Source organism: Mycobacterium scrofulaceum (assembly GCF_002086735.1).
GTDB lineage: Bacteria > Actinomycetota > Actinomycetes > Mycobacteriales > Mycobacteriaceae > Mycobacterium > Mycobacterium scrofulaceum.
On the sequence record NZ_MVIJ01000012.1, the window covers coordinates 112,337 to 136,946 of the forward strand.

Here is a 24,610-nt window from a genome sequence, read left to right on the forward strand (position 1 = left end):
CGGCGGCTACCGGAAGCCGACCATCTGGCTGCCCCAGGCGGCCAGGATTTTCGCGTCGACGTCGTGCGCGACGGTGTCGTGCCTGTCGATGATCAGGCAGGCGCGATCGCCCTCCCGGTAGGGCGTCCACTCCGGCTCGCCGTCCGGACCCGCGGGCGCTGACCGCGCCGCGAAGTTGACCCATCGGGTCCGCATCCTCTTGGAGACCGCCTTGGCGGTCTTGCTGCCGCCCAGCTTCAACGTGGGATCCTTCGGTGCGCCGAGATTGCCCCAGACGTAGGGCAATTCGGTGGCGTGCGCGGCCCTGACCAACAGCACCTTCAGGAGCGGGGTCGAGTAGTCGAACCGGTACAGGTAGACCGGTGCCACCGCGCTGTGCCCCTCGGCGAGCCACACCGACGGCATCCGGAACCCGACGTCGGTGGCGATGCTCAAACTTCTTGCCCTGCGCCGTACCCGCGAATATGCCGATCCGATCTGCTCGTCGGTCGGCAATTGCAGGTCCGGTTGTTCGGCCGCGATCTGGTCGAACATCGACGTGATCGCGCGGGGCGTGATCGGCATCAGCCGCGAACGCATCAACCGGAACAGCGCCGCCTCGTGCTTGTTGGTCCCGATGATCAAGGGGACCGGAAGCGATCGGCCCTCCTGCACGCGCTTGACCGGGTAGTCGTCCAGCAACTCGCCGTCGATGATCGGGACGAACGCAAGGAGGCCGGGATTACGCACGGGCACTTCGTCGAAGACCTCTTGGGACGCGGCAAGCAACACCGCGGTGGGCACGTCGGGCAACCGGTCCGCGTCGACATCAAGCCTGTCGAGGACGGTTTCGGCCACGCGCTCAGCCCTGCGCCGGTCGTATACCGATGTGGCCGGTGAACTCTGGGCGATCGCGCGGGCGAACAGTCCCTCGGCCGACGGGCTGGCGAGCAGGGTCGTCACGATCCCCGCGCCCGCGGATTCGCCGAACAGCGTCACGTTGCGGGGATCGCCGCCGAATGCCGCGATGTTGTCGCGCACCCAGCTCAGTGCCGCCAGCACGTCGCGCAGCCCGACATTGGAGTCGAACCGCCGCCGCGACGTGGTGAACGACGACAGGTCCATGAAACCGAGCGCGCCCACCCGGTAATTGACCGTGACCACGATGACCTCGCCGTCGCCGACCAGCCGCCGCCCGTCATACAGCGCCTGGCTGCCCGAGCCCAGCACGTATGCGCCCCCGTGCAGCCACACCATCACGGGCTTTCGGTCGCCCGACTGCGTGGCGGACGACGCCCAGACGTTCAGCCGTAGGCAGTCTTCGCCCTGTGGCGCACCCAGATCGAGCGGCATGTTGGGGAAAACCGGCTGCGGACAGGCCGGCCCGTAGCGGGTGGCGTCGGCGACCTCGGTCCACCGCTCGGGGGGTTGCGGCGCCCGGAAGCGCAGGCCGCGGACGGGCGGGGCGGCGTACCGGACGCCCTTCCACGAGCTGACGCGGCCGTCATCGGCGCCGCGGACGGGGCCGAAGGTGGTCTCGACCACCCGGTCTTTGGTCGTCGTCGTCATGCCCGCGGGGCTTCCCGACCAAGGCGCTCGGTGAGGAACTCGACGACCCGCTTGCGGGCCTCGTAGGCCGGCTGGCCGTCGACTTCGCGGACCTCGTCGGTCAGCACAGAGTGCGCCATCTTCCCGAAACCGCCGACATTGCCCGGGCTCGAATCGATCTCGATGACCTCGAACGCGTCGCCGAGCCGCTGCTTGAGCGCCGCGAACCGTTCGCGGGGCACGGCGCTGTCCTCGCTGAACCGCAAACCCATCGCGCACAGGCCGTCGTTGGCGCAGCGGTCGGCCACGATCGCGAGTTCGGATTCGCTCAGCCCGGTGTCGCGGCGGCGCGCGCGACCCAACGGCAGCGGGACCGACGGCTGCGAGAGCACGGGGGCCAGCACGGCGTCGTCGACCGCGACGGCCAGCGCGAAACCGCCCGTGAAGCATTGGCCGATGACGCCGACGCCCTTGCCCGGCGTCGACGCGTTGAGGTCGCGGGCCAGCGCGCGCAAGAACATCGACACCGGCCGCTGCTTGTTCGTCGCGAATGCCGCGAATTCCCGTGCCACACAAGCCCGGCTGATCGAGGAGGCGATGTAGCCGACCGTCTTGGGCCTGCCCGGCTCACCGAACAACGACGGGATGGCGACGGTGAAGCCGTTGTCCACCAGGTGATTGCCCAGCGCCAGCACGCCGGGATGGATCCCGGGTATCTCGGGAATCAGCACCACTCCCGGACCGCTGCCCTTGCGGTAGACGTCGTGGGTGTAGCCGCCACCGCTGAACGGCGCCACCGACCATCCGGACAGATCCGCTTGCGGTGCAGTCACGTTCGGTCCCTCCTCAGCGCGCGGGTAGCGGCGGCTGCGATTGCGTCGCCGAGGCCAGCGTACGGAACTGATCGGTGCCGCCGGCACCGGTTATCGCGATTTGGGTGGCCCCGGACGGGCCGGTCAGCCGCGTCGTCCACACCGGCTCGGCCTCCGCCCCGCTTTGGCCGGAGCCGTTGTAGACCACCCAGGTGGTCCCGGCGACGTCGACCGTTCCGGCCGGGTACGCCGACGAATGGATCGAACCCACCAGTTTGTCCTCGTCGGCGTTGCTCTGGGTCAGGCTCAGATACATCCCGGTCGGGCTGATGTAGCCGACGACCGAGGTGGCCGCGTTCAGCCGCTGACCGGTCGAGGGGTCGGCGCGGCCACCCTGGATACCGCCGCGGCCGCCGGAGTTGGCCTGCCATCCGGCGGGCAGCTTGGGCAGCCGAATGGGGAAGCCGAGGGTCTCGGCGTCGGCGCGCAGGGCCGCCGGCGCGTCGTAGGTCGGGACCGCGCCCCGGTGGCTGCCGGGCGCAAACGAGCACATCCCCACCAGGCCGGCCAGCACGATGCACGCGAGCACCAACGGGATCAGCGACCAGAACATGTCGCGGCCGTCCTGCAGCAACCGCGGTTTGGCCGGTCTGGCGGCGGGCCCGGCCGCCCCGGCCGGCTCGCCGGCGACATGGGCGCCCGGGCTGGCATTCGGCGGCGGCTCTTCGGTCATCCCCCGAGTATCCCAGTTCCGGCAGAAAGATCCGCTTCTGGGACAATCACCAACCATGACAGCTGAGGGCAGCCGCCCATCTGGGCGGCCACGTGGTGAGGCCCCGGACCGCAACCTGGCCCTGGAACTGGTCCGGGTGACCGAGGCCGGCGCCATGGCCGCCGGCCGCTGGGTCGGCCGCGGCGACAAGGAGGGCGGCGACGGGGCGGCCGTCGACGCGATGCGCGAACTGGTCAACACGGTGTCCATGCGCGGCGTGGTGGTCATCGGCGAGGGCGAGAAGGACAACGCGCCGATGCTCTACAACGGCGAGGAGGTCGGCAACGGCGACGGCCCGGACTGCGACTTCGCCGTCGACCCGATCGACGGCACCACGCTGATGAGCAAAGGCATGCCGAACGCGATCTCGGTGCTGGCGGTGGCCGAGCGCGGCGCGATGTTCGACCCGTCGGCGGTCTACTACATGAACAAGATCGCCGTCGGGCCCGAGGCGGCGCACGTCCTGGACATCACCGCGCCGATCGCGGAGAACATCAAGGCCGTCGCCAAGGTCAAGAACCTGTCCGTGCGGGACATGACCGTGTGCATCCTGGACCGGCCCCGGCACGCCCAACTCATCCACGACGTCCGGGCGACCGGCGCGCGGATCCGGTTGATCACCGACGGCGACGTCGCCGGCGCCATCTCGGCCTGCCGGTACCTGTCGGGAACCGACATGCTGGCCGGGATCGGCGGCACCCCGGAGGGCATCATCGCCGCGGCGGCGATCCGCTGCATGGGAGGCGCCATCCAGGCTCAGCTGGCACCCAAGGACGACGAGGAGCGCCAGAAGGCCATCGACGCCGGGCACGACGTCGACCGCGTGCTGACCACCGAGGACCTGGTGTCCGGCGAGAACGTCTTCTTCTGCGCCACCGGCGTCACCAACGGCGACCTGCTCAAGGGCGTGCAGTACTACCCCGGCGGCTGCACCACGCAGTCGATCGTGATGCGGTCCAAGTCGGGCACCGTGCGCATGATCGAGGCCTACCACCGGCTCTCGAAGCTCAACGAGTACTCCGCGATCGACTTCACCGGCGACAGCACCGCCGCCTATCCCCTGCCCTAGACCCGGACACCACGCCTTAAAGACAAGGACTGCATACCTATGGCCGCTGATGCCACCGATACCGAATACCGCATCGAACACGACACCATGGGCGAGGTGCGGGTGCCCGCAAAGGCGTTGTGGCGCGCGCAGACCCAGCGCGCCGTGGAGAACTTCCCCATCTCGGGCCGCGGCCTGGAGCGCACCCAGATCCGCGCGCTGGGCCTGTTGAAGGGCGCCTGCGCGCAGGTCAACAAGGACCTCGGGCTGCTGGCGCCGGAGAAGGCCGACGCGATCATCGCCGCCGCCGCCGAGATCGCCGACGGGCGGCACGACGACCAGTTCCCCATCGACGTGTTCCAGACGGGTTCGGGCACCAGCTCGAACATGAACACCAACGAGGTGATCGCGTCCATCGCAGCCCGTAACGGGGTTACGGTGCACCCCAACGACGACGTGAACATGTCGCAGTCGTCCAACGACACCTTCCCGACCGCCACCCACATCGCGGCGACCGAGGCCGCGGTGCGCCACCTCATCCCGGCGCTCGAGGTGCTGCACGAGGCGCTGGCGAGCAAGGCCCGCGAATGGAACACGGTGGTCAAGTCGGGTCGCACCCACTTGATGGACGCCGTCCCGGTGACCCTGGGCCAGGAATTCAGCGGCTACGCCCGCCAGATCGAGGCGGGGATCGAGCGGGTGCGCGCCACCCTGCCACGGCTGGGCGAGCTGGCGATCGGCGGCACCGCGGTCGGCACCGGCCTCAACGCCCCCGACGGCTTCGGCGCCAAGGTGGTCGAGACGTTGATCGCCTCCACCGGCCTGAACGAACTGCGCACGGCCGCCAACTCTTTCGAGGCTCAGGCGGCGCGCGACGGCCTGGTCGAGACGTCCGGCGCGCTGCGCACCATCGCGGTGTCGCTGACCAAGATCGCCAACGACATCCGCTGGATGGGATCGGGCCCGCTGACCGGCCTGGCCGAGATCCAGCTGCCCGACCTGCAGCCCGGCAGCTCGATCATGCCCGGCAAGGTGAATCCCGTTCTCCCCGAAGCGGTTACGCAGGTCGCCGCGCAGGTCATCGGCAACGACGCCGCGGTCGCCGTCGGCGGTTTGAGTGGGGCGTTCGAGCTCAACGTCTACATCCCGATGATGGCCCGCAACATCCTGGAGTCGTTCAAGCTGCTGACCAACGTGTCGAGGCTGTTCGCGGAGCGCTGCATCGTCGGGCTGGTCGCCAACGTCGACCACCTGAGGGAGCTGGCCGAGTCGTCGCCGTCGATCGTGACGCCGCTGAACTCGGCGATCGGCTACGAGGAGGCCGCGGCGGTCGCCAAGCAGGCGCTCAAGGAGCGCAAGACGATCCGCCAGACGGTGATCGACCGTGGCCTGATCGGCGACAAGCTGTCGGAAGAAGAACTGGACCGCCGCCTGGACGTCTTGGCGATGGCCAAGGTCAAGCCGGAAAAGTAGGCGGGTGGTTCGACGATGACGGCTCCTCCCGGCGGCCCCTACCCTCAGGGGCCTTACGGCAATCCGTATGGGCAGGAACCCCAGTGGGGGGTCCCGCCGCAGGGCGGCCAGTACCCGTACCCGCCGACCGGTCCCTACCAGTACCCGCCCCCGCAGTATCCGCAACCGGGACAGCAGTTCCCGCCCGGTCCCTATCCGCCGGGGCCGCCGCCGGGCGGTCCGGGCTCGAAGCTGCCCTGGCTGATCATCGGCGGGCTCGTCATCCTGGCCGTGATCGCGCTGGTGGCGACGCTGATCGTGATGCGGGGTGGCAGCCACGGCAAGTCGTCGACCGCCGCACCGTCGGCGTCCAGCAGCACCACCAGCCAGCCGAGGGGGCAGCAGACCGCCACCGACTGCACCCCGAACGTGTCGGGCGGTGAGATGCCCCGCACCGACGCGATCACCGCGGGCAAGCTCTCGTTCCCGGCCTCCGCGGTGCCGCCCAACTGGACCGTGTTCTCCGACGACCAGGACCCGAACCTGATCGGCGCGGTGGGCGTCGCCCAGGACGTGCCCGGCGCCAATCAGTGGATGATGACGGCCGAGGTCGGCGTCACCAACTTCGTCGCCAGCATGGACGTCACCGCGCAGGCGTCGAAGTTGTTGCAGTGCATCGTCAACGGGCCCGGCTACGCGAACGCGCAACCCACGCTCGGCCCGGCCAAGACGTCGTCGATCACCGTCGACGGGACCAAGGCCGCCCGCGTGGACGCCGACGTGACCATCGCCGACCCCACCCGCAACGTCAAGGGCGACTCCGTCACCGTCATCGCCGTCGACACCAAGCCGGTCACCGTCTTCATCGGCAGCACCCCCATCGGCGACACGGCGTCGGCGGACATCATCGGCCGGATCATCGCCGCGTTGAAGGTGTCGAAATCCTGACGCCCCGGCTAAGCGGGCGCCGAGACGTGGGTGGCTTCCGATCGTCCCCGCAGCACCGTGGAATAGCACTCGGCCCACTGCGTCGCCTCGGCCGCGTCGGCGCGCTCGATGGCGGCCGCCGCGCATAGGATCCGCCGGTCGGCGGTCTTGGCAAGATCGGCCAGGCGGGCGGCCTCGTTGACCGCGTCGCCGATCACCGTGTATTCGTAGCGGTTTTCGGCGCCGATGTTGCCGGCGAAGACGCGGCCCGCCGAGACGCCGATGCCGAAATCGACGGGCAGGCGGCGCAGTTGAGTGCCCAGGGCGCGGGCGGTCGCCAGGGCCGCCGATGCCGGCTCGTCGGTGGGCAGCGGCGCTCCGAAGACGGCCAGCGCGGCGTCCCCCGCGAACTTGTTGATCAGCCCGTGACGTTCGTCGACGGCTTTGACAACGATGCGGAAGAAGTCGTTGAGGATTTCGGCCACCTCTTGCGGGGGGCGGCTTTCCGCGAGCTGCGTCGAGCCGACGAGGTCGATGTAGAGGACGGCCGCCTCGACCACGTCCCCGGACAGGGTGGCGCCTTCGTCGATGGCGCGCTGGGCGACGTCCGCTCCGACGTGGCGGCCGAACAGGTCGCGCAGCCGGTCCCGCTCGGCCAGCCCGGCCACCATGCGGTTGAAACCCGTTTGCAGACGCCCGATCTGGGAGCGCTCGTAGGAGCCGACGTAGGTTCCGATACGGCCGTGTTCGACCTCCGCCATGGCGTCGACGACCTCGCCGAGCGGGTCGGAGATGGACCGCGACGTCAGGATCATGGTCGGGAGCCCGAGGACGAGTGCCGCCAGCGAGACCACCAGGATCGGCACGTCCAGGGAGGCGGACTTGTCGATCAGCCAGCCGTACGAGCGGAGCACGACCAGGGTCGCGATCACCCCGATGGGAAAGGCGCTGCACAGAAACCACAACAGGACCAGCCGCGCGTATACGCCGGGCACCGCCAAATGTGGCTCGCAGCCCAGGGTGGCGGCGCGCATGATGGGGCGCAGGACGCGCTGCGCCAGCAGCATCGCCGTGCCGGCCGCCGCCGGCCCACCGAGCAGCACGCCCAGCGCGACGGGCAGCAGCAGCCGGGCGCCGCCGCCCAGGTTCAGCAACATGAAGATGCCGCCGGTGGCGCCCCAGGCCCCGAACAGGATCGCCGACTGACGGCCGGGCAGCTTCATGGCGGCTTCCCGCTGCCCTTGGTCGGGTTCGTCGCCGGCGGCGTACCAACGCAGCGTCGGCGCGGCGCTCAGAATCCCGGCCGTCGCGACGCCGACGATGCCCAGCAGGACGAGCGCCACCACCGCCGCGGTGTTGGCTTTCGCGAAGTCCGCGTTGGCCCCGATGGACGTGTGGCCCCGCAGCGGGACCAGGATGGCGGCGGCCTCGACGACGGCCAGGACGTACGACAGCGCGAGGTCGGCCCCGTATTCAATCGCCAACCGGCGAGCGGACTTTCGCTGCTCCGCGGCGGGTTTGGGGCGCCGGTTGCGGAGCCGGGCGGCCGCGCGGGCCCCCAGGCTTGCGCTAGGCACCGTTGTTCGGGCCGCCCGAGTTCTGGCCCGCGATGTCGGTGATCGGGAAGTTGGGCATCGGCTTGGGCGAGGACGTGTTCGGCAGCGTCGGGATGTCGCCGGGCGGGATGTCGTGGAGTTCGTTGGCGGGCGGCCCGTTCTCACGGCTGCCGTAGCTGCTGCCGGGCGCCCGGGGGCCCAGCAGCTCGCTGACCGTCACCATCCGGTAGCCGTTGGCCCTGAGCACCGGGATGAACTGGTAGACCAGGTCGACGGTGCTCGAATAGGTGTCGTGGAACAACACCACCGAACCCGGCTTGATGTACGTCATCAGCATGTACCGCGTCGCCGCCGTGTTCGAGTCGTTCGCCCAGTCGAAAGGGATGACGTCCCACAGGATTTCGGCAAGGCCCAGCCGGCCCGCCGTCTGGCGCACGACGTCGTTGGACAGGCCCCCGGCCGGGCGATACAGGTTGGGGGCCCGGCCGGTTGCGGCGGCGATCGCGTCGTTGGCCTTGGCGAACTGGGGGGCGATGTCTGCGGGGGGGATGGTCACCATGTTGGGGTGTTCCCAGGTGTGGTTGCCGATCTCCATCCCGGCGTCGGCGACCAGCTTGGCCCCCGCGGGATTCGCGGCGACCTTGTTGCCGATCTCGAAGAAGGTGGCCTTCGCGTCGTTGTCCTTCAGGATCTGCAGCAGCCGGGCGTCGAAGGGGCTCGGCCCGTCGTCGAACGTCAGCGCGACACACTTGACCACCGAGCAGCTCAAATTATCGGCGCGGGTCACGTGACCGGTCAGCCCGCCGATCACCAGCACCGCGACGGCCGCGAGGACACCGATAACCGTGCGCCAGTAGCGCCAGGCCTGGTTGTCGGGTCTTTTCGCCACCGTGGAAGTTTACCCACCGCGAGACTGCAGCTAGCGACGTGTTTCGCGAGTGGAGGCGTCGCGGAATACAGTTTCGCGGCCGACCAGGGCCGTCACTGCGGCCCGGCGATCTCCTCGAGCATCTCGGTGACCAGCGCGGCGATCGGCGACCGCTCGCTGCGCAACAGGGTGATGTGGGCGAACAGCGGGTGGCCCTTGAGTTTCTCGATCACCGCGGCGACGCCGTCGTGCCGGCCGACCCGCAGGTTGTCGCGCTGGGCGATGTCGTGGGTCAGCACCACGCGTGACCCGGCGCCGAGCCTGGACAGCACCGTCAGCAGGACGTTGCGCTCCAGGGACTGAGCCTCGTCGACGATGACGAACGAGTCGTGCAGCGACCTTCCGCGGATGTGCGTCAGCGGCAGCACCTCGAGCATGCCCCGGGAGAGCACCTCCTCCAGCACGGCCGGGCTGGCCAGCCCCTCGAGCGTGTCGAAGACGGCCTGCGCCCAGGGACCCATCTTCTCGCTCTCGCTGCCGGGCAGGTAGCCCAGCTCCTGGCCGCCGACGGCGTAGAGCGGGCGGAAGACCACCACCTTGCGCTGGGTGCGCCGTTCCAGCACGGCTTCCAGACCCGCGCACAGGGCGAGCGCCGACTTGCCGGTGCCGGCCTTGCCGCCCAGCGACACGATGCCCACCGACTCGTCGAGCAACAGGTCGAGCGCCACCCGCTGCTCGGCGGAGCGGCCCCGCAGGCCGAACGCCTCGCGGTCGCCGCGGACCAGCTGCACCCGCTTGTCGGCGTTGACCCGGCCCAGCGCGTGCGAGCTGCCGCCGAGCAACCGAATGCCGGTGTGGCAGGGCAGGTCTCGCGCTTCGGCCAGATCGATCTCGCCCTCGGCGAATAGCGCGTCGATGTCCTCGGTGGCGGTCTCGACCTCGCGCATCCCCGACCAGCCGGAGGCGACCACGTCTTGCGCGTGGTACTCGTCGGCGGCCAGGCCCACCGCGGCCGCCTTGACGCGAAGCGGAATATCCTTGCTGACCAACGTGACTCGCTTGCCTTCGGCGGCGAGGTTGGCGGCGCAACTCAGGATGCGGCAGTCGTTGTTGTCACTGCGGAAACCGGCGGGCAGCACCGCGGGATCGGTGTGATTGAGCTCAACGTGAAGGGTACCGCCTTGTGCCCCAACGGGAATGGGCTGATCCAACCGGCCGTGCACCAGCCGGAGGTCGTCGAACAGACGCAGCGCCTGCCGGGCGAACCACCCCAGCTCGTGGTGATGCCGTTTGGCCTCCAGTTCGCTGATCACCACCAGCGGAACCACCACCTCGTGCTCGGCGAACCGGCTGCACGCCCAGGGGTCGGACAGCAGCACGGAGGTGTCGATCACGTAGGTCCGGATTTCGGTCACGTAGCGCTCCTCGAGCGGGATGAGCCCGCGCGGACCCGCACGGGCATGTCGGCGGGGACTGCGACACGAGGACCGGGGCCGGTCCTTCCGTTGTGGTGACGGGAGGTGCCGCCCTGGCAGCTGAGCATGACGCTGACCATCGAGATCGACGCTACTCTCGTCGCCGCTTCGCAGCAGCGCAGGCGCGCCGACGACGAATGCCGCGCGCGAAGATCGGCTAGCCGATGACGAACTGCCGCAGCGCGGGCTCGTCGGCCACACCCCACGCGGTGATGCGGTCGGAGATCGCCTGCCGCAGCTGCTGCTGGTCGAAGATGCCCGCCTCGGCGACGTTGCGCAGCTTGTCCCGGTAGGAGTCGATGTCGGCTCCGGGCACGTCCAGCTCAGCCGCGCGCGCCGCGATCGCCGCGATCGTCTCGTCGCGGGTGTAGGAGAGGCAGTGCTCGACGAGGTTGGAGAAAAACAGTTCGTGGCGCCGCTCGTCGCGCGCGATCCGGTCGATCAGCCCGGCCAGGATGGGCTCCTCGAGCTTGGCCGCCAAGTTCTCGCAGAAGACGGCGTAGGTGCGCTCGGCGAACGCCATGTACACCAGGGTCTCGACCTGCGAGTAGGTGTCCGCGCGGTAGCCCTTCATGACGTATTGGACCCGCGCCTCCTCGTTGGCGGTCGGGTCGACCTCGCGGGTCACCACCAGGTATTCACGCAGGGCGATGGCGTGCAGATGCTCCTCCGCGGTCCACCGGCCCAGCCAGCGGCCCCACCAGTCTTCGAGGATGAAGTGCTCGACGAGCTCGCGGTGGTGGCCGGCCAGGTTGTCCTTGAGCAGCAGCAGGATCTCGCAGGCGTCCGTGAACTCCCGGGGCAGCGTCGCGTCGGACGGGTCCCAGTCGCGTCCGCCGAGGAATGCGAAGTTCTCGCCCCGCTCGAACGGCACGTAGTCGTGAGCGAACCAGAGTTCCTCGGTGTTCAGGTGGCGGTCCATGTTGGCTTCGCACACCGGCTCGAGTTCCAGGGTCAGCGCGTTAGCTACAGGTTTCTGTGCCATGCGGTTACTGTAACTCGCGTACACAGGTTCGTGAAATCGCCCGGGCCGTGTCGCGCCAACTGGTGACTTTGGTCCTCTCGACCGATCAGCGGTCGACCAGCGTCCACTCTTCGAGGCCTTCGTACAGCGGGAAGTCGCGGGCCAACCGCGTCACCCGCTGCCGCAGCGAGGATAGATCGGCCGCCGTGCCCGCCGCCAGGGCGGTGGCGATGACGTCGGCGACCTCGGTGAACTCCGCGTCCCCGAAGCCGCGGGTCGCCAGCGCCGGCGTGCCCACCCGCAGGCCCGAGGTCACCATCGGCGGGCGCGGGTCGTTGGGGACGGCGTTGCGGTTGACCGTGATGCCGATCTCGTGGAGCAGGTCCTCGGCGGCCTTGCCGTCCAACGGGGAGTCGCGCAGGTCCACCAGCACCAGGTGAACGTCGGTGCCGCCGCTGACCACCGACACACCGGCCTTGGTGACGTCGGGGGCCGCCAGCCGGTCGGCGATGATGCGGGCGCCGGACAAGGTGCGCTGCTGCCGGTCGGCGAACTCGGGGGTGCCCGCGATCTTCAGCGCGACGGCCTTGCCCGCGATGACGTGCATCAGCGGACCCCCCTGCTGGCCGGGGAACACCGCGGAGTTGATGGACTTGGCGTACTCCTGCTTGCCCAGGATCAGCCCCGAACGCGGGCCGCCGAGCGTCTTGTGCACGGTCGTGGACACCACGTCCGCGTGCGGCACCGGCGAGGGGTGCAGCCCCGCGGCGACCAGGCCGGCGAAGTGCGCCATGTCCACCCACAACTTGGCGTCCACCTCGTCGGCGATCGAGGCGAACGCCGCGAAGTCGAGAATGCGCGGGTAGGCCGACCACCCGGCGATGATGACCCGGGGGCGGAACTCGAGGGCCTTCGCCCGCACCGCGTCCATGTCCACCAGGTGCGTCGTGGGATCGACACCGTAGAAGCCGGTTTCGTAGAGCTTGCCGGAGAAGTTCAGCTTCATCCCGTGGGTCAGGTGGCCGCCGTTGGCGAGGTCGAGGCCCAGCAGCCGCTCCCCCGGCGTCATCAGCGCGTGCAGCACGGCGGCGTTGGCCTGCGCGCCCGAATGGGGCTGCACATTGGCGAAGTCGGCGCCGAAGAGCGCCTTCGCCCGGTCGCGGGCGATGTTCTCCACGACGTCGACGTACTCGCAGCCGCCGTAGTAGCGCCGGCCGGGCAGGCCTTCCGCGTACTTGTTCGTCAGCACGCTGCCCTGGGCCTGCAGCACCGAGCGCGGGACGAAGTTCTCCGAGGCGATCATCTCCAGGGTGTCGCGCTGGCGGCCCAGCTCCTTGCCGAGCAACTCGGCGATGTCGGGGTCGACGTCGGCGAGCGAGGCGGACATGAGGGAGGCCGTGCCGGGGCGGGCGGGGCGGGCGTCGGGTGCAGCAGTCACGGCGCCAGTCTATCCAGCGACGGTTTAGCCAGCCCAGCCGTCGGGCGCGCGTCCGCCCCTGCAACACTTGCACTATGCCGCGGCTTAGCGAGCCGAGCCCCTACGTGGAGTTCGACCGGAAGCAATGGCGCGCGCTTCGCATGTCGACGCCGCTGGCGCTGACCGAAGAGGAACTGGTTGGCCTGCGCGGTCTCGGCGAACAGATCGACCTGCTCGAGGTCGAAGAGGTCTACCTGCCGCTGGCGCGGCTCATCCACCTTCAGGTCGCCGCCCGTCAGCGGTTGTTTGCCGCCACCGCGGAATTCCTCGGCGAACCGCAACAGAATCCGGACCGGCCGGTGCCGTTCGTGATCGGTGTCGCCGGCAGCGTCGCGGTCGGCAAGTCGACCACCGCCCGTGTCCTGCAGGCCCTGCTCGCCCGCTGGGATCATCACCCCAGGGTGGACCTGGTGACCACCGACGGCTTCCTCTATCCCAACGCCGAGCTCGACCGGCGAAACCTGATGCATCGCAAGGGCTTTCCGGAGAGCTACAACCGCCGGGCCCTGATGCGTTTCGTGACCTCGGTGAAGTCGGGTTCCGACTACGCGTGCGCGCCGGTCTACTCGCACCTGAAATACGACATCATCCCGGGGGCCAAGCACGTCGTCCGCCATCCCGACATCCTGATCCTGGAGGGGCTCAACGTCCTGCAGACCGGCCCGACCCTGATGGTGTCGGACCTCTTCGATTTCTCGCTGTATGTGGACGCCCGGATCGAAGACATCGAGCAGTGGTACGTCTCGCGGTTCCTGTCGCTGCGCGGCACCGCATTTGCCGACCCTGAGTCACACTTCCACCACTACTCGGCCCTCGGCGACACCAAGGCGATCGCCGCGGCGCGCGAGATCTGGCGGTCCATCAACCGGCCGAACCTGGTCGAGAACATCCTGCCGACGCGTCCGCGGGCGACCCTGGTGCTGCGCAAGGACGCCGACCACTCGATCAACCGGCTCCGGCTGCGCAAGCTGTAGAGGTCACGCCGCCGCGAGGCGACGCACCCCCAGGTACTGCAGCCCGGCGAACGCCGCGGTGTAGACGCCGCCGGCCAGCGTGGCGGCAATCCCGGTCGCGGACAACGGCAGCGCTTCGGCGGCCACGATCGCACCCAGCGTGAACACGACGTTGGCCACGACGACGCCGGTTCCGACCCGGCGCAGGTTCGGTGCCGCCGCGAGCAGGAACACGGCCAGGCCACCGAGCACGAAGAAGGCGCCCAGGCTGTACTCCTGCAGCGAGGTCAGGCCCGTCATCGACGAAAGCGGGTCGGCGAGAAAGGCGATGGCCAGACCGCACAGGCCCGTCAACGTGGCGTCGGCGCGCATGGCGAAACGCAGCAGCGAGTCGGTCGCGTCGTACAGGGGGCGGGTGTGCAGGCCGGGGGCGCCAGATGCATACATCATGTGATTACTCCTCGCGATGGCGAATTGGGTCGAACTTCAGCGTCCTGCCGGTGCACTGCCATATCGACTCGTGGCACTGCCAACTACTGCCACGGATACAAAGACCAGCGCGTTCACCCGGCTATTCCCGGTTGCGGGGCCGAATCGGAATTGTTATTCGACGGACGCCAGTCTGGCGCTCAGCAGCCCCAGCAGTAACACAGTCCTTCGAGACGCGGCGGTGTGCGCCTCGCCTTGCGCGTGTGCGCGCCTCGCCTTGCGCGTGTGCGCTCACGGCTTTGAGTGTGCGTCCAGGGTGGACGTTGGGCGGATTTCTCGCCCGCAGCGCACACCGAAAGCCCTCGGCGCACGCTCGAAGCGCGTGCGCTCGCCGCGTAGGCGGCCGTACTGCCACACGAGAAATGACGGACGGGCCGAACGGGCTCGGGGCTAGTCGCTGGCCACCGGGACTCGCCCGCGCAGATCGGCGGCGATCAGCCGGGCGGCGGCGTTCTGCCAGTTGTGCAGCGAGCGCTGGGGGACCTCGGTGACCAACCACTGCCAGGCCTGCCGCGCGGTCGGATCCAGCCCGGCGGCGGTGGCGTTCTGCGCGTAGGCGCGCACGCCGACCACGTAGGGGAAATACAGCGAGTTGTAGTGGCGCCACTGCTCGGTGGTTCCGAAGTCACCGGCGTCCCGGGGTTTGAGCCGCCCGATCGCTTCCGCGAGAACAGCCTTCAGCTCATTGGCCCGCTCCAGCGGATGGTCGGGCGCGCCTCGCGCGGCGAGCCGCGCGTCGATGACGGGAAGCGCGGTCAACGGGCTGGCGACGAGCTTGCTCAGATCGCCGTAGTGCCCCAGGGCGCGGCGGGTGAGCCGGGCGAACGTGACGTCGTCGACGTGGTCGAGCGGATCCACCGACCGCAGTGGCAGCGCCGCCCCGGTGTTCCGTAGCGCCGCCCGATCCTCCCGCAGCGCGGGCGATTTCGCGAACGCCAGCCGGTCGAGAACCCCGGCCAGCGGGTCCGCGAGCACCTGAACGGCGATCGCGACCGCCAGGCTGGTGAACAGCAGCACGGTCAGCGCGGTTTGCGCGCCGGGGTCGTCGCGGGTCAGCGCCAGGCCGATCAGCGCCTGGGCGCCGAACAGCGTGGCCACCGCCGCCGAGCCGGCGAACGAGCGGAGCATGTCGGCGCGCAACGCCTGGCCCTCGTCGAACGCGTCCCACAGGGCGACGGCGATGCCGAGGCAGAGGACGTCGATGCTCGTCGACGCGAGCGCCACCCAGCTGGGGACCAGGCCCAGCGGAATGATCAGGATGGCATTGCCCAGCGCAAAGAACAGGGTCGCGACGACGGCAAGCCCGACGGCCGACCGCGGCCGGCGGGGCTGCCGCAACGCGACGGCCATCGCGCCGAACGTGGACAGCGAGATCACCGCAAACATCAGCCAGTGGCCCGCCCGCAACGGCCCGTCCACGCTGCCGGCCAGCGCCGCCCCGAACAGGGTCAGCGCCGCGACGCCGGCGACGAGCAACAGTTCGCGGGCGCGCCCCCTCTCCGCGTCACCGGGCCGGGAGAGCTCGATGAGCACCGCGAACCACGCCACGCCGGGAACGGTCACCAGGTAGATCTCGGCGCGACTGAGCAGGTGCGCGCAGGCCGGGCTGGCGGAGCGCACCGCATCCAGCGCCACCACGACGGCGAAGCCGCACAACCCGATCGCCGCCAGCACGAGCACCGGCTTGCGCGGATCGCGGGCCAGCAGGTACAGCCCCAGCCAGCCGCTCAGCGCGAACACCACCGCCGAGAGCGCAGCCATGCACCCAGTTTGGCACGGAGTCCGATGCGTGCCGACCCGCTGCGCCCGCCTCCGCCGCGCTTGCGATCAGCACGGAATCCGAAGCGTGCCGACCCGCTGCGCCCGCCTCCGCCGCGCTTGCGATCAGCACGGAATCCGAAGCGTGCCGACCCGCTAAGTCCCTCGGCTACTTCCCATACCGACGGTGCCGCTGGCTGTAGTCACGCAGGGCCCGCAGGAAATCGACCCGGCGGAACGCGGGCCAATGCGCCTCGGTAAACCACATCTCCGAGTACGCGCTCTGCCACAGCAGGAACCCGGAGAGGCGTTGCTCACCCGACGTGCGTATCACCAGGTCCGGATCGGGCTGCCCTGAGGTGTAGAGGTTTTCGGAGATGCCGTCGACGGTGACCGCCTCGATCAACTCCTCGGCGGACGCGCCGTTGGCCAGTTCCTTGCTGAGCAACGCCCGCACGGCGTCGACGATCTCGCGCCGGCCGCCGTACCCGACCGCGACGTTGACGTGAAACGACGCCACGACGGGCGTCGATTCCACCGCGCCGCGCAACCGCCGGGCCGGCTCCTCGCCGAGCAGCTCCAGGTCGCCGACGGTGCGCACGCTCCAGCGGTTGGCCGGTGCGCAGATCTCCTCGACGACGTCGGTGATGATCTCGATCAGTCCCGCCAGTTCGTCGGGATCGCGTTGCAGGTTCTCCGTGGACAGCAGGTAGACCGTGGTCATCTCGATGCCGGCTTCCTGGCACCAGCGCAGCATCTCGGCGATCTTCGCCGCACCCATCCGGTAGCCGTAGCTGACGTCGGTGTAGCCGGCGTCGCGCGCCCACCGCCGGTTCCCGTCGCACAGGACCGCGATGTGGCGGGGCAGGTGCGATTTGGAGGAGGCCAGCTCCTGCCGCAACCGCAGCTCGTAGACGCGGTAAAGCGGCTCTTTGAGGCGCGGCGGAATAATTTCCACGGAGATTCAGCCTACTGTGACCTGCGCCAAAATCGTCCCTCCGATCCCGGCGATGTCACCGTCCGCGGAGACCCGCCCGTGACCGTCGGCGATTACTGTTGACGTTGAGCCGCACTGGCACTTCCCCGACCTGCAAGACGAGGGCACAGGAGACATGAGCAGCCAGACGAGCACGTCTGCAAATCCGGAGCGTTCGGACGAAGATTCCGAGGCCATCACCCCCGGCAACACCGTCGACCAACTGGTCGAGGGTGCCACCAACGTCCTGACCAAGCCGCGGATGCGCGGCTGGATCCACTTCTTCTCCGCGTGGCTGGCGATCATCACCGGCGCCACCCTGGTGTCGGTGTCGTGGGCCGCGTCCTCGCCGCGCGCCGGTCACTCGACGCTGGTCTACGCGGCGGCGACGGTGGCGATGTTCGCCGTCAGCGCCACCTATCACCGGGTGCAGTGGAAGTCCGGGGCGGCCCGGAACCTCATGAAACGGCTCGACCACTCGATGATCTTCGTGTTCATCGCCGGCAGCTACACCCCGTTCGCCCGCCTGGCCATGCCGCAACAGACCGGGGTCGAGGTGCTGTGGATCGTGTGGGGCGGCGCGCTGGCAGGCATCCTGCTGAAGGTGTGCTGGCCGACGGCGCCGCGCTGGCTGGGCGTGCCGCTCTACCTGCTGCTGGGGTGGGTGGCCGTGTGGTACTGCCCGACGATCCTGCACAAGGCCGGCGTGGCGGCGACGGTGCTGCTGGCCGTCGGCGGGGTGTTCTACAGCGTCGGCGGGATCTTCTACGGGCTACGCTGGCCCGACCCGTGGCCCAGGACGTTCGGCTACCACGAGTTCTTCCACGCCTTCACCGTGGTCGCCGCGATCCTGCACTACATCGCCATGTGGTTCGCGGTGTTCTACGTCGGCCAGCAGGCGTGGCTGCATTGACCCGACGGCTACCCGTGCGTGACGTCGGCCGCTGACCAATACGCCTTCATGTGGGCGACCTTGCCGTCCTCGTCGAACGCCATCACGTCGATCGGCTCGATCACCATCCGGTGCTCCCCCGCGGTGATCGTGAGGCGGAAATGGAAGGCCGCCTCGTTGCCCGAGACCCGCAACGTCACCAGCTCGCATTCGCGCTGCACGTCCTCGACCGCCGAGTAGAAGCCGTGGATCGCCTGGCGGCCGATGTGCACCTCGCCGCCGACGGGGTCCTCGACGGTGGCGTCGTCGGCATAAAGCTCGACCAACTCGTCGGCGCCGCCCTTGGCGACCAGTTCGATGTAGCGGTTGACCGTGTCGGTGATGTGTTCGGCGCTCGGCATGAAACCCCACGCTACCGTGGCGCGGCGAGCGCCTCCGCGAGGTCTTCGGTCGTGGCGACCGGCAGGTCGCACACCCGGCCGCGGCACACGTAGGCGGCGTCGACGCCGGCCACCCGGTCCCGGCCGGCCAGCAGCGCCGACGAGTCCTTTTCCCCGCCCACGACGATCGCCCCGCCAGGCGCCAACCGTCGCGCATCGGCCAGCAGCGGCGACCGCGACGGGTCGCAGGCGACCGCGATCTGCAGCGGCCCGCGCACCGCGGCCTCGGCCACGGCCAGCCAGTGTCCCGCCGACCGCGGCGCGCGCTCGAGCAGGACCGAATGCGCGTCCAGCGCGTCGGCCGCCGCCCGCAGGTACCGCTCCGCGCGGTCGCCCCCCACCAGGTGCGCCGCCGTCAGCAGCGCCTCGGCGATCGACGACGCGCCCGACGGGGTGGCGCCGTCCAGCGGGTCGGCGGGCCGGAGCATCAGCCGCTCGGCGTCGTCGGCGGTGTCGAACCAGCGGCCGGGCCGCTGCGGGTCGGCGAAGTGTTCCAGCGCCGTGTCGAGCAGCCCGGTCGCCGCGGTGAGCCAGGCCGCGTCGGCGTCCAGCTGGTAGAGCACGAGCAGCCCGGTGGCCAGCATCGCGTGGTCCTCGAGGATGGCGGCGCTGTCGCCGACCACCCCGCCCAGGCTGGCGCGGCGCAGCCGCCCGTCGACGAGGTGCAGGCGAAGCAGCGCGGCCGCGCAGTCCCGCGCTGCGCGCGCCAGCCCCGGTTCGTCCAGGACCAGGCCGGCCTCGGCCAGCGCGGTGATCGCCAGGCCGTTCCAGGACGTGACGACCTTGTCATCGCGCCCGGGCTGGGCCCGGGTGAGCCGGGCGGCCAGCAGCGCGGCCCGGACACGTTCCAGCCGTTGCGGGTCGTCGGAATCGGCGGGCTGGGGGCCGCTGCCGCTTGCGGGGAATTGCAGCACCGAGGAACCGTGCTCGAAGGTGCCGGACGCGGTGACCGCGAAAAGGTCTGCGGCCCAAGGACCGTCGTCGGGACCGAGCACCTCGGTGAGCTGTTCGGGCGTCCAGACATACGTCGAGCCTTCGCGGCCGTCGGCGTCGGCGTCCAGCGACGAGGTGAACATCGCGCCGTCGGCCAGGTCGTCGAGCAGGAAGCGCGCGGTCTCGGCGGCCACCCGGCGCGCCAACGGATCCCCGGTCCGCCGCGCCCAGTGCGCGTAGGCGCGCAGCAGCAACGCGTTGTCGTACAGCATCTTCTCGAAATGCGGGACCACCCAGGCGTTGTCGACGCTGTAGCGGGCGAACCCGCCGGCCAGCTGGTCGTAGATGCCGCCCCGGGCCATCGCGTTGCCGGTGCGCTCGACCGCCTCCAGCGTCGCCGCCGACCCGGTGCGCTCGTAGTTGCGCAGCAAAGCCTCGAGAACCGCCGAGGGCGGGAATTTCGGTGCGCCGCCGAACCCGCCGTGCACCGCGTCCTGGTCGGCGAGGACCGCGGCGACCGCGTGGTCGCACAGCTCCGGCGCGACGCGCGGCCCCCCGGAGGGCAGCCCGTCCGCGATCGCGCGCAGCTCGCCGGCGATCTGGTCGGACGCCTGCTCCACCTCGCCGCGACGCTGGCGCCAGGTGGCCGATACCGCCGAAAGAAGTTGCAGGAAGCCGTCTTTGGGGTAATAGGTGCCGCAGAAGAAGGGCCGGCCGTCCGGGGTCAGGAAGCACGTCATCGGCCAGCCGCCGTGCCCGGTCAGCGCCACGGTGGCGTTCATGTAGACGGCGTCGAGGTCCGGGCGTTCCTCCCGGTCGACCTTGATGCAGACGAATCCGGAATTCATGGCGGCGGCCACCTCGTCGTCCTCGAACGACTCGTGGGCCATCACGTGACACCAATGGCAGGCCGCGTAGCCGATCGAAAGCAGGATCGGCACGTCGCGTTCGGCCGCGGCCGAGAGCGCCTGCGGGGTCCACTGCTGCCAGTGCACCGGGTTCTCGGCGTGCTGGCGCAGATACGGGCTGGTGGCCAGCCCGAGGGTGTTGGTCGCGGCGGCGTCAGCCGGGCTCATCGCCGGGTCCCGGTGCCCGCTCCGGTCCGTTCGCCCGGTCCGGGGGCTGTCCGTCGGCTTCGTCGACCGCGTCGGTGCCCTCGTCGGCGGCCTGGTCGGGTTCGGGGTGCTTGGGGTCGAAGGACTCGGGCACCTTCTTCAGTTGCTTGTTCATCGATCGCAGCAGGAACAGCGTGGCGATCAACAGCAACACGACGATCAGCAGCCCGATGGGGCTGGCCTTCCCGAAGTCCGGGCCGGTGTGCTGCGGTGCGCCGTCCGCCAGCGCACGCGCCGTCAGGACGAGGCGGTTCACTTGTCACCCTCGATTCCGGCGAACAGGTCGTCCTCGGGCAGCCGCACCGGGACCCGCGAGCGCGCCAGCTCGAATTCCTCCGTCGGCCAGAGGCGCTGCTGCCACTCGATCGGCGCGGCGAAGAAATCGTGCTCGGGGTCGATCTGGGTGGTGTGGGCCCGCAGCGCGTCGTCGCGCTGGCTGAAATACGCCGAGCATTCGACGCGCGTGGTGACCCGGGACTCGAACGGGTCGTGGGAAGCGTCCCAGTGCTCGAGCCACTTCTTGAACGGGGGTTCGTGACCGTGTTTGACGGCCTCGTCGTGCAGCAGCTGCATCCGGGCGCGCAAAAACCCGTGGATGTAGTACAGCTTGGACACGGTCCACGGCTCGCCCGCGTCCGGGAAGCGCCGGTAGTCCCCGGCCGCCTCGAAGGCGCCGACCGAAACCTGGTGGCAGCGAATGTGATCCGGGTGCGGGTAGCCGCCGTTCTCGTCGTAGGTGGTGATCACGTGCGGGCGGAACTCGCGGACCACGCGCACCAACGCCTCCACCGACTCCTCGAGCGGCACCAGGGCGAAGCATCCCTCGGGCAGCGGGGGCGGCGGGTCCCCTTGAGGCAGGCCGGAGTCGACGAAGCCGAGCCAGGTGTGCTCGACGCCGAGGATCTCGGCGGCCTTGGCCATCTCGTCGCGCCTGATCTCGGCGATGTGGCCGCGCACCTCGGGCAGGTCCATCGCCGGGTTGAGGATGTCGCCGCGCTCGCCGCCGGTCAGCGTCACCACCAGCACCCGGTGACCCTCGTCGGCGTAGCGGGCGAGGGTGGCCGCGCCCTTGCTGGACTCGTCGTCGGGGTGGGCGTGCACCGCCATCAACCGCAGTTCGCTCACGTGCCCCCTTGTCGGTCTGCTGGTCGCCGGTTGCGAATCTATAATTCCAGTTCTTCAGATCGTTGCATGCTGCCGGCCGGTGTCCGGCAGCCGACCACACAGGCATACCCGGCGATGACCGATACCTCCCCTCCGCGTCCAGAGGCCCGCTACGGGCGCTCGCGCGTGCCCCGGCGCTGGGTCATCGGCGCGCTCGGTGCGCTGGTCGTCACGGCCGGTGTGGTGATCGCCGCCGTCAGCTACCACCGGCTGGGCACCAGCCCCGTGGCGGGCACGCTGGCCGGCTATCAACTGATCGACGACCAGACGGTGTCGGTAACGATCAGCGTGACGCGGTCCGATCCGTCGCGGCCGGTGGACTGCATCGTGCGGGTGCGGGCCAAGGACGGCAGCGAGTCGGGCAGGCGGGAAGTGCTGGTCCCGCCGTCCGCGGCGGCCACGGTGCAGCTCACCACCACGGTGAAGTCCAGCAAACCGCCGGTGATGGCCGACATCTACGGGTGCGGCACCGACGTGCCCGGCTATTTGCGGCCCGCCTGACCGCGCGATCAACAGCCGAACTGCGAATTTGGGGTCATCAATTGTTTGCGCGGTGGTAACATGGGTGAATGCACGGTTCCTGATGGGACCGTGTATTGCTGCATTATGGCCGTGAGCACAACGGATCGGCAGCACACGGGGAGAAGACCCGGATACGCCCGGCGGCGGGGATAACAGGCTTACGCGGTTGCGCGGAACGACAACATGAGGAGCACGACGAGATGACGGACACTTCGGTGACCTGGCTGACCCAGGAGTCGCATGACCGGCTGAAGGCCGAACTCGATCAGTTGATCGCGAATCGTCCGGTCATAGCCGCGGAAATCAACGACCGCCGCGAAGAGGGCGACCTCCGCGAGAACGGCGGATACCACGCCGCCCGCGAAGAGCAGGGCCAGCAGGAGGCCCGCATCCGGCAGCTGCAGGACCTGCTCAACAACGCCAAGGTCGGCGAGGCGCCCAAGCAGTCCGGCGTGGCGCTGCCCGGTTCGGTGGTCAAGGTCTACTACAACGGCGACAAGGACGACACCGAGACGTTCCTGATCGCCACCCGCCAGGAGGGCGTCAACGACGGCAAGCTCGAGGTGTACTCACCCAACTCGCCGCTGGGCGGCGCCCTGATCGACGCCAAGGTGGGCGAGACCCGAAGCTACGTCGTGCCCAACGGCAACACCGTCGAGGTCACGCTGCTCAGCGCGGAGCCGTACCACTCCTGACCGCCGCACCCGCGAACCGGGGCACCTCCCGTTTGCGGGTGTTAGCGCAGCGCCTGGTCGAGGTCGGCCAGTAGGTCCGCGACGTCTTCGATGCCGACCGACAGCCGCACCAGGTCGTCGGGCACTTCGAGTTGTGAACCCGCCGTGGATGCGTGCGTCATGGCGCTGGGGTGTTCGATCAACGACTCGACGCCGCCGAGCGATTCGGCCAGGATGAACACTTCGGTGCGCCCGCACAGATCCCGGGCGGCTTGCCGGCCGCCGCGCATGCGTACCGACACCATCCCCCCGAAGCCGCGCATCTGCCGGGCCGCGACGTCGTGCCCGGGGTGGCCGGGCAGGCCGGGGTAGAGCACCGCGCTCACCGCGGGATGACCGGCGAGGAATTCCGCTACGGCCCAAGCGTTTTCGCTGTGTCGCTGCATGCGCAGGACCAGCGTTTTCAGGCCGCGCATGGTCAGGTAGGCGTCGAACGGGCCGGGCACCGCGCCCGCACCGTTCTGCAGAAACGCGAAGGCCGCGTCCAATTCCGCGTCGTCGGTGACCAGCGCGCCGCCCACGACGTCGGAGTGACCGCCGATGTACTTGGTGGTCGAATGCAGCACCACATCGGCGCCCAGCGTCAACGGCTGCTGCAGCGCGGGCGAGGCGAACGTGTTGTCCACCAACACCTTGACCGACGACTGCTTGCCCAGCGCGGCCAGGGCCGCGATGTCGGCGATCGACAACAGCGGGTTCGTCGGTGTCTCCACCCAGATCAGGCGGGTCTGCGGCGTGATCGCGGCGCGGACGGCGTCCACGTCGGACAGCGCCACCGGCGTGTAGCGAACGCCCCACTGCGTGAACACCTTGTCGATCAGCCGGAAGGTGCCGCCGTAGGCGTCGGTGGGGATGATCACGTGGTCACCGGGCCGCAGCATCGCCCGTAGCGCGCAGTCGGTGGCGGCCATGCCGGAACCGAAGGCCCGCGCGTAGCCGCCCCCCTCGACCGCCGCGAGCGAGGCCTCCAGCGCGGCCCGCGTCGGGTTGCCGGTGCGCGCGTATTCGAACCCGCCGCGCAGCGCGCCGACGCCGTCCTGGGCGAACGTGCTGCTGGCGTAGATCGGGGCGTTGACCGCCCCGGTCGCCGGATCCGGCCGGTAGCCGGCGTGAATCGCTTTGGTGGCGAGTCCGGTGAAGTGTCCGGTGTGGTCGGCGCTCATCGTCGATCAGCCTAGGCGACCGACCCCTCGACAACCGGACCGCACGACTAGCCCGGCTGCGGCTCGGTCCCGTCGAGCGGCAGGCAGACCGTCGTCATGATCTTGTCCGCCAGCGTCTGACGCTTGGAATCCCACAGCGGGAAAAGGAAACCGATGAAGCAGATGATGGCGTCGACGAAGTGCGCGAGAGCCCGCACCACGGACATTCCGAAACCGATGGGCTGGCCGGTGACCTCGCTGACCACCTTGAACTTCATCACCGACTTGCCGACGCTCGACCCGGTGGTGCCCTGCCGGTAGCCGTAGTTCCAGATCAGATAGAACAGCCCGATCAGCGACGCCAGCCACTGCGCCGCCAGGCCGAGGGTCGAGTTCTGCGTGACGCAGTACTGGTTGACGGAGTATTGCGTGACGTCGGTGATGCAGGACGTCTGCTGCGTGGCCACCAGGATGCCGGTGCCGATGCCGTGCACGACGGCGTACGGGAGGATGTCGATGATGAAGGCCACCAGCCGGGTGAGCCACGGCGTGTAGGACTCCGTCGGCAACGTCCGGATTGCCGGGCCGGGCGGTGGCGGCGCGTACCCACCGGA

Annotated in this window: 24 protein-coding genes; 7 read left to right on the forward strand and 17 right to left on the reverse strand. The window is 69.6% G+C overall.

Annotated features, from left to right (window positions below):
• Positions 1-6: 6 nt before the first annotated feature.
• The 3 genes from BST44_RS10605 to BST44_RS10615 are packed head-to-tail and all read right to left on the reverse strand — an operon-like array spanning position 7 to position 3,072.
• Complete coding sequence (locus BST44_RS10605) at positions 7-1,548, reverse strand: carboxylesterase/lipase family protein (RefSeq protein ID WP_083177078.1); 1,542 nt, start codon at positions 1,546-1,548, stop codon at positions 7-9.
• A complete protein-coding gene (locus tag BST44_RS10610; protein ID WP_083177079.1) occupies positions 1,545-2,360 on the reverse strand; it encodes a dienelactone hydrolase family protein in 816 nt (271 codons plus the stop codon). Before BST44_RS10610 ends, BST44_RS10605 begins: the two co-directional genes overlap by 4 nt.
• 13 nt (positions 2,361-2,373) lie before the next feature.
• Positions 2,374-3,072: a DUF4245 domain-containing protein gene (locus tag BST44_RS10615; protein ID WP_083177080.1), complete on the reverse strand. Its 699-nt coding sequence runs from the start codon at positions 3,070-3,072 to the stop codon at positions 2,374-2,376.
• 55 nt (positions 3,073-3,127) lie between these two features.
• Between BST44_RS10615 and glpX the strand changes: the two genes are divergently transcribed.
• The 3 genes from glpX to BST44_RS10630 are packed head-to-tail and all read left to right on the forward strand — an operon-like array spanning position 3,128 to position 6,559.
• Positions 3,128-4,180: a class II fructose-bisphosphatase gene (glpX, locus tag BST44_RS10620; protein ID WP_141120241.1), complete on the forward strand. Its 1,053-nt coding sequence runs from the start codon at positions 3,128-3,130 to the stop codon at positions 4,178-4,180.
• A gap of 39 nt (positions 4,181-4,219) precedes the next feature.
• Positions 4,220-5,632 (forward strand): class II fumarate hydratase, encoded by a 1,413-nt coding sequence (locus BST44_RS10625; protein ID WP_083177081.1) that lies wholly within the window; start codon positions 4,220-4,222, stop codon positions 5,630-5,632.
• Between the two features lie 15 nt (positions 5,633-5,647).
• Entirely contained in the window at positions 5,648-6,559 is a 912-nt protein-coding gene (locus tag BST44_RS10630) for a hypothetical protein (protein ID WP_083177082.1), read from the forward strand.
• A gap of 8 nt (positions 6,560-6,567) precedes the next feature.
• Here the strand turns inward: BST44_RS10630 and BST44_RS10635 are convergent, their stop codons facing one another.
• The 5 genes from BST44_RS10635 to glyA all read right to left on the reverse strand — a co-directional run bounded on the left by BST44_RS10635 (position 6,568) and on the right by glyA (position 12,788).
• Positions 6,568-8,022 (reverse strand): adenylate/guanylate cyclase domain-containing protein, encoded by a 1,455-nt coding sequence (locus BST44_RS10635; RefSeq protein ID WP_083177103.1) that lies wholly within the window; start codon positions 8,020-8,022, stop codon positions 6,568-6,570.
• Between the two features lie 85 nt (positions 8,023-8,107).
• Positions 8,108-8,983, reverse strand: coding sequence for a polysaccharide deacetylase family protein (locus BST44_RS10640; RefSeq protein ID WP_083177083.1), 876 nt, complete (start codon positions 8,981-8,983; stop codon positions 8,108-8,110).
• Between the two features lie 92 nt (positions 8,984-9,075).
• Entirely contained in the window at positions 9,076-10,377 is a 1,302-nt protein-coding gene (gene phoH2, locus BST44_RS10645; protein ID WP_083177084.1) for an RNA 5'-3' helicase PhoH2, read from the reverse strand.
• Positions 10,378-10,594: 217 nt separating this feature from the next.
• Complete coding sequence (locus tag BST44_RS10650; RefSeq protein ID WP_083177104.1) at positions 10,595-11,422, reverse strand: acyl-ACP desaturase; 828 nt, start codon at positions 11,420-11,422, stop codon at positions 10,595-10,597.
• A gap of 85 nt (positions 11,423-11,507) precedes the next feature.
• Positions 11,508-12,788 (reverse strand): serine hydroxymethyltransferase, encoded by a 1,281-nt coding sequence (gene glyA, locus BST44_RS10655; protein WP_083177085.1) that lies wholly within the window; start codon positions 12,786-12,788, stop codon positions 11,508-11,510.
• A gap of 125 nt (positions 12,789-12,913) precedes the next feature.
• Between glyA and coaA the strand changes: the two genes are divergently transcribed.
• Positions 12,914-13,852, forward strand: a complete 939-nt coding sequence (gene coaA, locus BST44_RS10660; protein WP_083177086.1) for a type I pantothenate kinase — start codon at positions 12,914-12,916, stop codon at positions 13,850-13,852.
• Positions 13,853-13,855: 3 nt separating this feature from the next.
• Here coaA and BST44_RS10665 read toward each other — a convergent pair whose 3' ends face one another.
• From BST44_RS10665 to BST44_RS10675, 3 genes are all read right to left on the reverse strand, one after another.
• Complete coding sequence (locus BST44_RS10665) at positions 13,856-14,281, reverse strand: hypothetical protein (protein ID WP_083177087.1); 426 nt, start codon at positions 14,279-14,281, stop codon at positions 13,856-13,858.
• 429 nt (positions 14,282-14,710) lie between these two features.
• Entirely contained in the window at positions 14,711-16,081 is a 1,371-nt protein-coding gene (locus BST44_RS10670) for a hypothetical protein (protein WP_083177088.1), read from the reverse strand.
• Between the two features lie 166 nt (positions 16,082-16,247).
• Complete coding sequence (locus BST44_RS10675; protein WP_083177089.1) at positions 16,248-17,036, reverse strand: (2Z,6E)-farnesyl diphosphate synthase; 789 nt, start codon at positions 17,034-17,036, stop codon at positions 16,248-16,250.
• Between the two features lie 154 nt (positions 17,037-17,190).
• On the opposite strand from BST44_RS10675, the gene trhA reads away from it, so the two are divergent.
• Positions 17,191-17,967, forward strand: coding sequence for a PAQR family membrane homeostasis protein TrhA (trhA, locus tag BST44_RS10680; RefSeq protein ID WP_083177090.1), 777 nt, complete (start codon positions 17,191-17,193; stop codon positions 17,965-17,967).
• Between the two features lie 8 nt (positions 17,968-17,975).
• Here the strand turns inward: trhA and BST44_RS10685 are convergent, their stop codons facing one another.
• From BST44_RS10685 to mca, 4 genes are read right to left on the reverse strand one after another with little or no spacing between them, the layout of a single operon-like run.
• Positions 17,976-18,347 (reverse strand): nuclear transport factor 2 family protein, encoded by a 372-nt coding sequence (locus BST44_RS10685; protein WP_083177091.1) that lies wholly within the window; start codon positions 18,345-18,347, stop codon positions 17,976-17,978.
• An 11-nt stretch (positions 18,348-18,358) separates the two neighbouring features.
• The gene (locus tag BST44_RS10690; protein WP_083177092.1) at positions 18,359-20,395 is read right to left on the reverse strand and encodes a thioredoxin domain-containing protein; all 2,037 of its coding nucleotides are present in this window, start codon (positions 20,393-20,395) and stop codon (positions 18,359-18,361) included.
• Positions 20,382-20,690 (reverse strand): hypothetical protein, encoded by a 309-nt coding sequence (locus BST44_RS10695; RefSeq protein ID WP_083177093.1) that lies wholly within the window; start codon positions 20,688-20,690, stop codon positions 20,382-20,384. Before BST44_RS10695 ends, BST44_RS10690 begins: the two co-directional genes overlap by 14 nt.
• The gene (gene mca / locus BST44_RS10700; RefSeq protein WP_083177094.1) at positions 20,687-21,559 is read right to left on the reverse strand and encodes a mycothiol conjugate amidase Mca; all 873 of its coding nucleotides are present in this window, start codon (positions 21,557-21,559) and stop codon (positions 20,687-20,689) included. Before mca ends, BST44_RS10695 begins: the two co-directional genes overlap by 4 nt.
• A 114-nt stretch (positions 21,560-21,673) precedes the next feature.
• Here mca and BST44_RS10705 point away from each other — a divergent pair, with 114 nt between their 5' ends.
• Together BST44_RS10705 and greA are read left to right on the forward strand one after the other, a co-directional pair.
• The gene (locus tag BST44_RS10705) at positions 21,674-22,099 is read left to right on the forward strand and encodes a DUF4307 domain-containing protein (protein WP_083177105.1); all 426 of its coding nucleotides are present in this window, start codon (positions 21,674-21,676) and stop codon (positions 22,097-22,099) included.
• 221 nt (positions 22,100-22,320) lie between these two features.
• Positions 22,321-22,815, forward strand: coding sequence for a transcription elongation factor GreA (greA, locus tag BST44_RS10710; protein ID WP_083177095.1), 495 nt, complete (start codon positions 22,321-22,323; stop codon positions 22,813-22,815).
• 41 nt (positions 22,816-22,856) lie between these two features.
• Here the strand turns inward: greA and BST44_RS10715 are convergent, their stop codons facing one another.
• Positions 22,857-24,017: a cystathionine gamma-synthase gene (locus BST44_RS10715; protein ID WP_083177096.1), complete on the reverse strand. Its 1,161-nt coding sequence runs from the start codon at positions 24,015-24,017 to the stop codon at positions 22,857-22,859.
• Between the two features lie 47 nt (positions 24,018-24,064).
• On the reverse strand, positions 24,065-24,610 hold a 546-nt coding region (locus tag BST44_RS10720; protein WP_208619769.1), incomplete at its 5' end, for an RDD family protein.